The organism is Vibrio sp. B172a (assembly GCF_030248355.1).
Classification (GTDB): Bacteria; Pseudomonadota; Gammaproteobacteria; order Enterobacterales; family Vibrionaceae; genus Vibrio; species Vibrio owensii.
In genome coordinates, this window is sequence record NZ_JAHGAC010000011.1 from 42,584 (window position 1) to 56,089 (window position 13,506).

Annotated in this window: 11 protein-coding genes; 7 read left to right on the forward strand and 4 right to left on the reverse strand. The window is 46.3% G+C overall.

Translation table 11 applies throughout. The annotated features are described in order from the left end of the window. Positions 1-82: 82 nt before the first annotated feature. On the reverse strand, positions 83-2,074 hold the full coding sequence (locus tag KIT90_RS13470) for a methyl-accepting chemotaxis protein (RefSeq protein WP_078607682.1): 1,992 nt from the start codon (positions 2,072-2,074) through the stop codon (positions 83-85). A 235-nt stretch (positions 2,075-2,309) separates the two neighbouring features. Between KIT90_RS13470 and hinT the strand changes: the two genes are divergently transcribed. From hinT to KIT90_RS13505, 7 genes are all read left to right on the forward strand, one after another. Then, the gene (gene hinT, locus KIT90_RS13475) at positions 2,310-2,660 is read left to right on the forward strand and encodes a purine nucleoside phosphoramidase (RefSeq protein ID WP_005437511.1); all 351 of its coding nucleotides are present in this window, start codon (positions 2,310-2,312) and stop codon (positions 2,658-2,660) included. A 72-nt stretch (positions 2,661-2,732) separates the two neighbouring features. Next, positions 2,733-4,127 (forward strand): COG3014 family protein, encoded by a 1,395-nt coding sequence (locus tag KIT90_RS13480; protein WP_020195037.1) that lies wholly within the window; start codon positions 2,733-2,735, stop codon positions 4,125-4,127. After that, entirely contained in the window at positions 4,127-4,519 is a 393-nt protein-coding gene (locus KIT90_RS13485; protein ID WP_005437509.1) for a YcfL family protein, read from the forward strand. The genes KIT90_RS13480 and KIT90_RS13485 overlap by 1 nt, the downstream gene beginning before the upstream one ends. A gap of 87 nt (positions 4,520-4,606) precedes the next feature. Beyond that, positions 4,607-5,197, forward strand: coding sequence for a penicillin-binding protein activator LpoB (lpoB, locus tag KIT90_RS13490; RefSeq protein WP_005431666.1), 591 nt, complete (start codon positions 4,607-4,609; stop codon positions 5,195-5,197). Positions 5,198-5,239: 42 nt separating this feature from the next. Continuing rightward, positions 5,240-6,121: a thiamine kinase gene (thiK, locus tag KIT90_RS13495; protein ID WP_285377082.1), complete on the forward strand. Its 882-nt coding sequence runs from the start codon at positions 5,240-5,242 to the stop codon at positions 6,119-6,121. A 75-nt stretch (positions 6,122-6,196) separates the two neighbouring features. Continuing rightward, positions 6,197-6,736 (forward strand): alpha/beta hydrolase YcfP, encoded by a 540-nt coding sequence (gene ycfP, locus KIT90_RS13500; protein ID WP_005437506.1) that lies wholly within the window; start codon positions 6,197-6,199, stop codon positions 6,734-6,736. Between the two features lie 526 nt (positions 6,737-7,262). Further along, a complete protein-coding gene (locus KIT90_RS13505) occupies positions 7,263-8,552 on the forward strand; it encodes an NAD(P)/FAD-dependent oxidoreductase (protein WP_038896278.1) in 1,290 nt (429 codons plus the stop codon). 86 nt (positions 8,553-8,638) lie between these two features. On the opposite strand, the gene KIT90_RS13510 is transcribed toward KIT90_RS13505, so the two are convergent. The 3 genes from KIT90_RS13510 to mfd all read right to left on the reverse strand — a co-directional run bounded on the left by KIT90_RS13510 (position 8,639) and on the right by mfd (position 13,503). Next, positions 8,639-9,187, reverse strand: a complete 549-nt coding sequence (locus KIT90_RS13510; RefSeq protein ID WP_041054844.1) for a GNAT family N-acetyltransferase — start codon at positions 9,185-9,187, stop codon at positions 8,639-8,641. Between the two features lie 79 nt (positions 9,188-9,266). Beyond that, complete coding sequence (locus KIT90_RS13515; protein WP_285377084.1) at positions 9,267-10,034, reverse strand: peptidoglycan binding protein CsiV; 768 nt, start codon at positions 10,032-10,034, stop codon at positions 9,267-9,269. A gap of 7 nt (positions 10,035-10,041) precedes the next feature. Beyond that, entirely contained in the window at positions 10,042-13,503 is a 3,462-nt protein-coding gene (gene mfd / locus KIT90_RS13520; RefSeq protein ID WP_285377086.1) for a transcription-repair coupling factor, read from the reverse strand. Positions 13,504-13,506: the final 3 nt, after the last annotated feature.

A 13,506-nucleotide genomic window follows, 5' to 3' on the forward strand; every position in this document is an offset into this window, starting at 1 on the left:
CATAAAAAACAAGGGCGACTTCAATAAAAAGTCACCCTTATACAGTTGGTTGCAATAAATCCGTTAAATTTGGCCGCGGATTTTATAGCTTAAATCGATGAACCAGTTCGTTTTGCTGATGCGCTAATTGCGTCAAAGATTCGCTAGTTTGAGCAATGCTCGACATCGCATGGTAGCTTTGATCGGCAATGCTATTGATGTCTTCAATGCTGCGCGCAATATCCGCTGAAGTCTCGCTCTGCTCTGCTGCCGCTTGAGATATATGGGTACTCATCTGGCTGATTTCGATAATAAGCGCTTGAATTTCTTCCATAGAGCTATTTGCTTTTGAAGCTTGCTCAACGGACATTTCCATATCACTCATACAGCTCTGAATAACTTGGCTAGCAGACTGCGAACTCGATTGAAGGTTACTGATCATTGCTTCAATCTCAGTTGTCGATTGTGTGGTCTTGGAAGCCAGCACGCGAACTTCATCCGCAACAACCGCAAAACCACGACCTTGTTCACCCGCACGAGCAGCCTCAATGGCAGCGTTGAGTGCCAACAAGTTAGTTTGCTCGGCGATGTTACGAATCACGTCGAGAATCGAACCGATTTGGCCGCTCATTCTCTGTAGCTCAGAGACGGCTGACACAGACTCATTCAAACGCGTTTCCAACTGGTTAATGGTCGAGATGTTACTGTTCATAACGTTGCGACCTTGGTCAGAAGCCGTTTCTACACGCTGAACCATTTCTAGTGAGCCTTGTGCACTTTGTGCGACCTCTTGAACCGAGTGAGACATCTCTGTCATCGCTGTCGCCACATTTGCAGTTTGCTCACGCTGTGAGTTCAATTGACCTTGCGCTTGAGAAGAGGTTTGCTCATTCGTTGAAGCGGTCGAAGCAAGGTTCTCTGAAGCGTCGTTAAGCTTCACAAGAATGTTGTGCAAACTGTCCGCAAGGGTATTGATATGCCCACTTACGCGGCTAAATTCGTTGTTGTGACGATTTTCAATACGCTGTGTCATGTCGCCTTCTGTTAGGCTTTCTAGCACTTTCAAGATGCGTGTTAGTGGCTCACGAACACTTTGTGCGATGTGGTAACCGATGGCGGTTGCAAACAGAACAACAATCACTGCAATCACAATTGCTTTCGTCACGCCCGCAGAGTAAATGTCTCCTGCATCTGCTAAAGATTCGTTGAGCTTATCTGTTGCGGTTGTTGTGAATTGCTCAAGAATCGACATGCTTGAGTCAACTTTGGTGGCAAGGTTCGCAATGTTGTTGTAAAGCGCCGCACGAGCCGAAAGGTAGTTGTTGTGTTGGTCTAACACACCACCACGCATACCGACATCACGTGTGAATTGTTCTACTGATTCACCAAAAGCTTTTTGAAGTTCAGGAAGTTGAGTTACCAAACCACGGAATGCGTAGTTTAGGTGTGTGACGGCCTTGCGGTTTTTCGCTACGGCTTCAGTTACAAACTCAGGGTTCGAGCTTGCTAAGGCATCGGACGTAATGACTTCGGCATCTTTCAATTTGATGAAGTAGCTCTTTGCCATCACTTTTACAGAGATACTGCTTTGGTCAGCCACGTACTCTTTCAGGCCAACAGAAAGCTCAGTGTTAAGTTGTTGGAAGCGACGAGAAGACTTTTGCACTTCTTCTTGCGCAGCGAACATGGCTTCGTAGTTATCCATGGCTTCTTTTGCTTCAGTAAAATAGCTCTGCTCAAGTTCTTTAAGCTGAGAAAAAGGTTCGGCAAGAGAAGGGTAGATTTGGCTCGCGACTTCAAGTTGGATCAAGGTCGCTTCAAAGGTTTGTTGAGATTTGGCAAATTCCTGACGCATCTCGTCCATGCGTTGTTTATTCTCTGTGGTCAGGAAGTCTTTAAAAGATTTGTCTGCAGAAAGCAGTTCAACACTGGTTTGGTTAGATAATGAAACAAGTGGTAATGAAGACTTAGATACCGTCTCAAACTTACCGTGAATATCATTCATGCCCCCCATCATAATGGCAATCGTGACAGCAAACAGGACGATGATCAGTGCGAAGCCTGCATACATCCGTTTAATAACTGAACCTCGCATAAGTGAGCTTCCTCTCCCAAAAATAGACAATATAAATAAGAATTGTCTTAAAAAAGTAACAAAATTCACTGGATTGTATTGAGTTTGCGACGCACGTTTTATGACGCACACGACAAAAAAAGCTTCAACGTCACGACTTATATTGATAATGTTAAGTGAACACTGTTTTTTATTGAGCTCGCTTTTGGCTTAGCGCATACTAAATAGGTTACACACCTTATAAAATGGAGTACCCATGGCGGAAGAAACCATCTTTAGCAAAATTATTCGCAAAGAAATCCCAGCAGATGTCCTTTACCAAGATGACTTAGTAACGGCATTTCGTGACATCAATCCGCGTGCGCCAAGCCATATCCTTATCATTCCAAATAAGCTGATCCCGACAGTAAATGACGTGGAAGCGGAAGACGAAGCGATGATGGGACGTATGTTCACGGTAGCGAAGAAGCTTGCTAAAGAAGAAGGCATTGCAGAAGACGGTTACCGTTTGATCGTAAACTGTAACTCACATGGCGGCCAGGAAGTCTATCATATTCATATGCACCTAGTGGGCGGTCGTCCTTTAGGTCCTATGGTATTGAGCTAATCTATTAGAAGTGGGTGAAGTGATTCATCCACTTCTTTATTCCTGACGAACAACACATTTGTGGAGATAAATGTGAAACATGGTGTGAAGCTATTCGGATTAATGAGCTGGGTCCTGCTTGCTACAGGATGTGCAAACTTGTCCGCTGGCAATCTCTTCAGTCATTACAGCGACCAAAATAAACAAGTCTATCAGGCAGTGGTTGCGGGTGAATATGCCAAAGCTGAGCAACTGCAATCGAGTGATGTTGGTGGCGATATACTTGGCAACTTTGAGCAAGGTCGAATCTCGTTTCTTGCCCAAGATTACCCAAAAAGCCTGAGTTCACTTGAAGACAGCGATCGTGCAGTGCGTAAACAACAAGATCGCGCAACCATTTCTGTAACGGAAACGGCGACCAGTGTTGGGTCTCTTGCCGTTAACGACAACCTAAACGAATACCAACCTGCCGACTATGAACTCGGCTTTTTGCATTTGTACCTCGGTCTGAACTACCTACAAAAGAATGACCTTGAAGGGGCATTGGTTGAAATGCGTCGTGCAAACCAAGTGCAAGAAGCGGCAAAGAAAGCACGTGAAAAGGAACTAAAGCAGGCAGAGAAGGATCTTAAGAAGCAAGGTATGTCAGCGAACCTAGGTAGCGTGTTAGCTAACTACCCAGACGCAGGCAAGAAGCTTAGCTCAGTGCAAAACGGTTACTTGTTCTACCTTTCTGGTTTGCTTTATGAAGCGTCACGAGATTTGAACAGTGCGTATGTAGACTATCGTCGAGCGCTTGCTGTGATGCCAGATAACAAGCAAGTGATTGAAAGTACAATGTATGCCGCGAAAAAACTCGGCATGCGTCAAGATCTTCGTATGCTAGAAAAGCGTTACGGCAAAGCGCCTTCAGGACTGAGTAAGTCACAAGGCCGCGTGATCGTGATAGACGAGCAAGGCGTGGTGGAAGCGCTGCAAGGTTGGCGCATTGATTTGCCGATTTATGATAGCCGAGGCGACGGTGCGATTTATTCGCTTGCGCTGCCTTACTACCCGAAACGTGGAACACAGCGTTTTGGAGATGTTGCGTTAAATGGCAACAAGCTACCTTCAAGCACATTGGCCGATGTGAACGCGATGGCGCAAAACGATTTGCACGAACGTTTGACTACGATTGTGATTCGCCAAGCGATTCGTGTTTGGGCAAAAGACAGAATCCGAAAAGAAGCGGCAAAAGGCGATGATGTCGGCAACATTCTTTTCAATGTGTGGAATACATTAACCGAACAACCTGATACCAGAAGTTGGCAGACGCTACCTGGTACGGTGAAAACGGCGTCGAAAGTCGTGAAACCGGGGCAGCAAAGCTTAAACGTTGGCGATCAGGTGTATCAATTCGAAGTGCCAGCACAGCAAACAACGTTGGTTTGGGTATCTCGTCAGGGATCGCATTCCACAGTTTGGCATAAACAACTAGGGAGGTTGTAATGAGAGCATGGCTTATTGGCTTGGCAGTGATCATTGGTTTAGCGGGTTGTGCTGACAACACCGCTGGTATCCGAATCGATGGCCAAACCCAAAAGGTTTTCTTCCACGATAACGTCATGGGTAGTCGCCTGTTGGTGGACAACATTACCACGACTTATGTGGATGACCGTCCGCGTGGCGTTGTGCAGTTGAGCAGTAACTATAAAGGTGACCAAGAGATCCTTTACCGTTTTTACTGGTACGACAACACTGGTCTTGAGGTGAATACCAAACCGGGTCCATGGCGCAAAATGATCGTGCGTGGATTTGAACAAGTGACTTTGTCGGAAGTGACGGTGAACCCTAACGGGACTCAATTCCGCGTACAAATTCGCGAAGCACAAGATAACTAACTCGTTTCGAGTAACACAATTTCGGCGGCTATGCTGCTTTGCCAAGGTGGAGACGCCTTGGGATGAAACACAAACTAAGGAACTCTCATGAAAAAAAGTATTATTGCTCTTTTAGGTCTTGCCGTCATTCTGGGTGGTTGTTCAAACAAAGTCTCTTACGGTGATGCGCAAGCGACAGAAACCACAACGATCGACTTCGGCTCGACGGATCTACAAAAAATTGCTGGCGAAATGGTAGACAGCATGATGATGTCAGGTTCAGTGGCAGCAATTACTCGTGACCAACGTCCTATCGTGTTTGTTGAGCGCATCAAGAACAAGACAAGCGAACACATCGATACGGAGTCTATCACTGACACTATTTCTACTAAGATGCTGAACTCTGGTAAGTTCCGTTTCGTAGACATGGATCGTGTTGAGTCTGTTCGTGAGCAACTTAACTTCCAAAACACTGATGAGCTAGTAAACCAAAGCACGGCAATCCAATTCGGTAAAATGGTCGGTGCGCAATACATGCTTTACGGTAACCTTTCTAGCATCGTGAAAAACGCAGGCAGCGACAAAGACGTTTACTACAAAATGACTATGCGCCTAATGGACCTAGAAACGGGTCTAATCGAATGGGCGGATGAAACGGAAATCCGTAAAGAACAATCTAAGAGCCTATTTGGTCTTTAATTGATTCAGTTTGGTCTTATGACCTAAGTGGAGAAGTCATTCATGGCGTGGTTTTCTTGGCAACAAGCGAAACAATTAGACCCGAGTTTAAATGCGCTTGATGGCTTCTTTGCATCACCGCCGGTGAAGGTTCAAACCGTCACTGGCGGGCTTACCAATCGCTGCTGGCGGTTGGAATCCTCACAAGGTCTTGCTTACGTCTGGCGACCGACCAGTAACGTGTGCAAAGCCTTTGCTATTTCTCGTCACAACGAATATCAAGTACTCAATGCGATTACCCCTCTCAACCTAGGTCCAAAGCCCGTCTTTATACATGAGCAAGGTTTGTTAGTGGAGTGGGTGCCGGGTGAAACGCTGACGAAGCCAGGTATTGATATTGAAGAGCTATTACCGATTGCTGCTAGGGTTCATGAATATCCTGCAACGGCGGTTCCTTTAGTTCCGTTCTCGTATCTTTCGCGCATCGATCATTATTGGTTGGAACTGGCTGGCCAGTACGTCGGCACTGAGTACGAAGCGCTTTATCAAAAGTGGCGTTCTGAGCCAAGCGTGGCGCAAGTCCCTGCAGCACTGTGCCATTTTGACCTTGGGTGTTACAACTTAGTTCGTGGCGAAGAGGGCGTGAAAGTGATCGATTGGGAGTACGCTGGCTTAGCGGACCCAAGACTCGACTTGACGCTGATTCTGCAACTCGCTGATGTGCCTATTGAACTGGGTGTAGAACAATATTGCCAGATTCGTGGCATTGAAGACGTTGCTTTATGGTTGGAAGGCGTGCAAGCGTGGATGCCAAGAACTCGAATGATGGCGATGCTTTGGTATTTATTGGCCTACAAATTGTGGGATGATGAACAATACTTAGACAGTGCTCGTGAGTTTAAAGACTTATTATGTATGGAAGATCACTGTTTTGATAACTCATGACTTTTTCCTCTTTAACCATAAAGAAATAGTGGTAGTTTAAAGTGAAGTACCAGCAAGTCACAGGGAGAGGTACACATGATTATTTACTTGCACGGCTTTGATAGTACAAGCCCGGGTAACCACGAAAAAGTTCTTCAATTGCAATTCATCGATGATGACGTTCGTTTCATCAACTACAGTACACTTCATCCTAAGCATGACATGCAGCACTTATTGAAAGAAGTGTCTAAGGTTATTGACCAAGCGGACGATCCAAACCCACTGATTTGTGGTGTTGGCCTTGGCGCATACTGGTCAGAGCGAATCGGTTTTCTTTGCGGCATTAAGCAAGTGATGTTCAACCCGAACTTGCATCCAGAGAAGACGATGGCAGGGCGTATTGACCGTCCTGAAGAGTACGAAGATATTGCGACCAAATGTGTGGAGCAATTCCGTGCGAAAAACAAAGAGCGCTGTTTGGTGATCTTGTCGAAAGAAGATGAAATCCACGACAACTCAAAAACCGCAGCAGAACTGGATAAACACTACGAAATCATTTGGGATGAAACCCAAACCCATAAGTTCAAGAAGATCTCTCATCATCTGCAAGCGATGAAGGCATTCAAAAGCGCCTAACTTGTCTTAGAGCGAACAAACTTATTTTGTTTAAACAGCACTTTTCGAAGTGCTGTTTTTGTTTCTACTGGTGCTCAAACGAGCGGCATTGATTCCTCAAGATTTTACATTTTGTATCGATTTATCGGCTTGATTTATCGATTTAACCTTTTGTGGCACGAAAACGTTACCGTCAAACAGACGAAAATTAGCCAATCCGTATCTCGAGTAAGGATTTTTGTTGCCATCAAAAGATTGCCCTATATAATGAACTCAGTAAAAATAATTTGATAAATATCAAAAAAAATTGAGAGCGAGTAAGAAACTTGCCCATTTTTTGTCTGAGATCGTGTATTTCAGATCAAGAAACCGATGCACATCAATAAGCTAATAAGAATAAGCAAAAAATAAGATGGTATCGGTGTTTATCCAAAAGTGAGCTCACCTCTAGAGACCAAAGAATTCATCGGTTGGATGTATGACCGCAGACTACTGTGAGTCAGCATCGAGCTGAACCCATATATTCATTTTTGTAGAGGATAACATTGTGACACGCATTATCGTTGTAGGCGGCGGTGCTGGTGGCCTTGAGTTGGCAACCAAACTGGGCCGCACTCTGGGTCGTAAGAACCGTGCGCAAATTACACTGGTAGACCGTAAAGCGAGCCACTTGTGGAAACCGCTATTGCACGAAGTAGCAACAGGTTCATTGGATGAAGGTGTGGATGCACTGAGCTACCGTGCTCATGCGAAAAACCACAGCTTTGACTTCCAAATGGGCAGCCTTCAAGACATCGACCGCGAGCGTAAAGTGATCATTCTTAGTGAGCTTAAAGACGATCACGGCGAACTTCTTATGCCAAGCCGCGAACTAGAGTACGACATTCTAGTGATGGCAATTGGTTCTACATCAAACGACTTCAACACTCCTGGTGTTCGTGAAAACTGTATCTTCCTAGATAGCCCAGAACAGGCACACCGTTTCCGTAGTGAAATGAACAACGAGTTCCTAAAGCTACACGCGAAAAACGGTAACGGCACAGTCGATATCGCTATTGTTGGTGCGGGTGCAACGGGTGTTGAGCTATCTGCTGAGCTTCACAACGCGGTGAAAGAGTTACGTACATACGGTTTTGGCGACCTAGATTCTAGCAAGCTAAACGTAAACCTTGTTGAAGCGGGTGAGCGTATTCTTCCTGCACTTCCACCACGTATATCTTCTGCGGCACACCAAGAGTTGGTTAAGCTGGGTGTAAACGTACGCACAGCGACGATGGTGACACAAGCAGATAAAGATGGTCTGACAACGAAAGACGGCGAGAAGATCCCTGCTCAAATCATGGTATGGGCAGCGGGCATCAAGGCTCCAGATTTCATCAAAGATATCGCGGGTCTAGAAACGAACCGTATCAACCAACTTGTTGTGAAAAATACACTACAAACCACTCGTGATGACGACATCTTTGTTATCGGTGATTTGGCACAATGTACTCAACCAGATGGTTCATTTGTACCGCCACGTGCTCAAGCTGCACACCAAATGGCGAGCCAAGCTTTCACTAACATCGTTGCTAAGCTTAACGGTCGTGAGCTAAAAGAGTACGAATACAAAGACCACGGTTCTTTGGTTTCTCTAAGCCGCTTCTCTACAGTAGGTAGCTTGATGGGTAACCTAACTAAAGGCTCCATGATGGTTGAAGGTCGTATTGCTCGCGTGGTTTACATCTCGCTATACCGCATGCACCAAATGGCGCTGCACGGTGTGATTAAGACTGGCCTAATGATGTTGGTTGGCCGTATCAACCGCGTACTACGTCCAAACTTGAAGCTGCACTAATTTGAAGATTGAGTCCTGTGTCGAGTGTTCGATGAAAGAACCGAATGATAAATAAAACAAAAGCCACCGCATGTCGGTGGCTTTTTCTATTCTAAGTCGCTAGGAAGCAGCGAATACACTACGCCGTCTTTTGGCTTTCCGTGAAAGATAAAGCGATTTCTCGCAATGGTCTCTTTTTGGGCTCCAACCGACTCAATCAACGCCTGACTCGCTGTGTTGTCTAAATCGCAGACGATCTCTACTCGCGTTAAATTCAGTTTTGCAAAGCAGAACTCTGCTAGTGCTCTAATTGCCTCGTGAGCATAACCATTGCGCTGATAGCGATCAGCAATCCAATAACCAATGCTCGCCATGTTGAAGGTGTGGTAGAGCTCATTAACTGCTGCCATTCCAACGAGGTTGTTGTGTTCTCGTTCATAGACCCCAAAGCCGAAAGCTTCGGTTTTTACCCAGTTTAAACGGGTTGCTAGTAAAAAATCTTGGGCGTCTTTTAGAGTGACGTCCTCGTCACACCAATCTAACCATTGATGCAGAGAAGGGGATTCGACGAGTAAACGTTGCAATGAGTGTGCTTGCTCTGATGGAATCAGTTTGAGCGCCAAGCGTGGTGTTATGATTTCAAAATCTGGTGCCATGAATCGATACAACTTCCGTGTGAGATTCTAGATAAAACAAAGCGCAGCCAGTGCTGCGCTTTTCTGTTGAATTCGTGCCTTATTGAACGCGACGAACTTGAATGATCATCCCCATCAGTGGGTTGTCTAAGTAGTGCGTTTCACTACTGCGCATACGGCGCTTTTGATCCATTCGGAAGCTCTTCAAGAACTTCTCTTCGGTCACTGTTGGCGACACTTCTGCCAAGTTACCGACTTGTACATCACCGTCTACTTCACCCAACTCATTTGTCAGCTGATCTGATGGCTGTGATTCGATGTGGATTTCACGAACACTCGGTTCACGTAAATCCATGGTCGTTTCAGCGAACAAGTAGTGCTGAACGTAAATCTGTAGCTTGCCGTCTAGCTCATAGAGTGGACCGCTCACGTTCTCTTCGCTGTAACCATCGCTTGTTAGCGAAGAGCTACTACCGATTGGGCTACCATCAGCATTGTAAGAGCCTGAGAAATCACGACCACCAACGATGCGGAAAATAGGAGCGCTTGCTTTACCTCGGTCACCTTGGCGCCATGCCACGTGTTTAAGCACTTTGAAACCAGCATGATTATTTAATGCAGATTCTTGGGCGTTCAAACGGAAAGAAGAACGTGGTAGCAAGGTTACGCCTTTTGAACGGCGGTAAGATTCGCTGTCTAAACTGCCGACATTGCTCATTTCGATCTTAGGCAGTTCATTTGGCCATGATTCACTGGTGCTTTCAGCGTCGACTGCTCGCTTGAAAATAATTACTTCAATATCAAATTGACGCGCAGCCCAAGATGGCATTGAGACACAAAGAAGCAATAATGGGATCAGTATTCTCATTCGACTATTAGCTCGTTGGTAATAAATTCTGTTTAAAATCATTCAGTAAGTCTTGAACAAACTGAATGCGTTTACGTCGGTCCGTTAATGGTACGCTAAACTTGAACTTAGTTGGACCTTCCATTGCAAATTTTTGCGGCTGTGATTGCAGGAGTTTAACTAAATACGCTGGGTTTATGTCAGCATCAGGGTAAAACTCAATGAATCCTCCCTTGTCATGCGCCTCAATCTTCTTCGCTTTGAGACTTCCTGCCCCAATTTTCAGCTCTGAGACAGATAGGAGATTCTTAGTTGCATCTGGCAACAGACCAAATCGGTCAATCAGTTCAACCTTAAGCTCGGATAAGCCCTCATTATCGCTCACACTTGCAATTCGTTTGTACATCGATAAACGCGTGTTCACATCCGGGATGTAATCATCCGGCAGTAGGGCAGGAATACGCATCTCGATTTCGGTTTGCTCGCGAAGTAGGTCATCCAGCGATGGCTCTTTACCTTCTTTCAATGCTTCAACCGCTTGTTCAAGCATCTCCATATACAGTGTAAAACCAACCGATTGAATTTGACCACTTTGTTCGTCACCTAATAACTCACCCGCACCACGAATTTCGAGGTCGTGCGTTGCAAGGGTGAAGCCTGCGCCTAGATCTTCCAGCGAAGCGATCGCATCAAGACGCTTAATCGCATCTTTTGTTATCGCTTTTGGATGTGGCGTCAGTAAGTAAGCGTATGCTTGGTGATGCGAACGACCAACACGGCCACGTAATTGGTGTAGCTGTGCAAGACCAAGGTTATCTGCTCGGTCCATGATAATGGTGTTGGCGGTCGGAACGTCGATACCGGTTTCTATGATAGTGGTACACACCAAAAGGTTGAAACGCTGATGATAGAAGTCATTCATGATGCGTTCTAGTTCGCGCTCACGCATCTGGCCATGGGCAACGGTCACACGTGCTTCTGGGATGAGTTTCTGTAGATCTTCGGCTGTTTTCTCGATGGTTTCGACTTGGTTATGTAGGAAGTAAACCTGACCACCACGCATGATTTCACGCAGTGCCGCTTCACGAACCACGGAGTCTTCACGTTGACGCACAAACGTTTTGATTGCCAAACGGCGTGCTGGCGGAGTTGCGATGATCGACAAGTCGCGCATGCCACTCATCGCCATGTTCAACGTTCGCGGAATTGGTGTCGCGGTAAGCGTTAGGATGTCGACATCAGCACGCATCGCTTTCACTTTCTCTTTTTGGCGCACACCAAAGCGATGTTCTTCATCGACGATCAACAAACCAAGGTCTTTGAATTTGATGTCGCTTGAGAGCAGTTTGTGAGTGCCTACTACGATGTCGACTTTGCCATCGGCAACATCTTGGAGAATCACTTTTTGCTCTTTTGCCGATTTAAAGCGAGAAAGCACTTCTACGCGAATTGGTAAGTTTGCAAATCGGTCACGGAAGTTTTCAAAGTGCTGTTGTGCAAGTAGGGTCGTCGGAACTAAGACGGCCACTTGTTTACTATTGTCTGTGGCAACAAATGCCGCGCGCATCGCAACTTCTGTTTTACCAAAGCCCACATCACCACACACAAGGCGGTCCATGGCTTTTGCTTGGCACATATCGGACAGAACCGCATTGATGGCCATTGATTGATCATCGGTCTCTTCAAACGGGAAAGTCGCTTTGAAGGTCGCGTATTGGCCACGGTCTAGCTCAAACTTGTAGCCCGGTTTCAATTCTCGTTTCGCGTAAACATCCAGAAGCTCAGCGGCAACATCACGCACTTTCTCTGCAGCTTTACGACGAGCTTTCGCCCATGCTTCACCACCCAGCTTGTGCAGCGGCGCACTGTCTTCTGCGCCACCTGAATAGCGACTGATTAGGTTTAATGAAGACACTGGTACGTAAAGCTTGGCATCGTTTTGATACTCAAGAGTCACGTACTCAGTTTTCATTCCGCCAGCTTCAAGCGTTTGCAAGCCAATGTAGCGGCCGATACCGTGATCGATGTGGACAACAGGCTGACTCGGTTTAAGCTCCGCTAGGTGACGAATAACCGTGTCACTGTTAACGGTTTTCTTGTCTTTACGGCGGCGTTGGATAACGCGATCGCCCAATAAGTCACTTTCGCAAATCAGTGCAAAGTTGAGCTCATCATGGATAAAACCGTGTTCTGCGGCACCTAGAATCAAGCTGAAGCGATCGTCAGATTCGAGCGCTTGATAGAGTGAACCATGCACGACAGGGCGAACTTTGATGCCTTGGAGAAGCTCGGTTAGTGCCTCACGGCGACCTTCCGACTCGACTGAGAAGACGATTTTGCCTACGAACTGCTCACTGAATTGACGTAAACGTGCGAGCGGCTCTTTGTTCTGCTGTTGAACGCCAAGCTCGGCAAGAGATTGCACCGCAAGGTTTTGGCGGCCTGCGCGCTTAACGATTTTCTCTAAGCTTAACTGTGCTTGTGGCAGTTGTTTAAACTGGGCAAAGAGTTCGTCTTTCTTGAGCCACAATTCGTGTGGCGCCAATAGCGGACGCAGTGGATCGATTTTCTTTTGATCATAGCGGTAGTCGACGTCATTTAAGAAGGTATCAACTGCGGCTTCAATATCACCCACCATGATCAGTTGAGAGTCTTCAGGTAAGTAGTCAAATAACGTTTCTGTATGATCGAAGAACAGTGGTTGCCAGTATTCGATACCTGCTGGCCACGTGCCTTTGGTGACTTGCATGTAAATCGATTCAGGTTCGCGTCGCGCTTCGAACTGAGAGCGCCAACGAGTACGAAAATCTTCAATCGCCGCTTTTGTGGTCGGGAACTCGTGAGCAGGTAATAACTGGATTTGCTGAATGTCTTCGATAGAACGTTGGTTCTCTGGATCGAACGTTCGGATCGTGTCGATCTCATCATCGAAGAAATCAATACGGTATGGATCCGAACTGCCCATCGGGAACAAATCAAGGATCGAACCACGGCTCGCGTACTCACCAGGACCAAACACTTGATCGACATGGCGATAACCTGAGTTTTCAAGTTGAACGCGAAGCTTCTCTAGCGAGAACTGATCGCCTGTTTTTACCATCAAGGTGTGTTGCAACAAGAAGTCACGTGGAGACTGGCGCTGTAATACGGTGCTTACTGGCACAATCGTTACGCCACTGGCTTGGTTTGGTAGTTGATATAAACGCGCAATACGGTCTGAGATGATCTCTTGGTGCGGAGAGAAGTTATCGTAAGGCAGTGTTTCCCAATCAGGGAATAGGCTGACCGATTGAGTAGTAAACTGTTCTATTTCTGCTTGGAGCTTAAGCGCCATTTGCGGATCGGGAACCACAAGCAGAGAGTGGCTTGAATGCTGTTTAGCCAGTTCTGCAATCGCCATTGGCAATGCGGCACCAGGTAGGTTGCCAAGCTGTTTTTTGTCGCCACGCTCAGACGGATTCGTGACGGAGAGAATCGTTGCTTTTGTCATGGT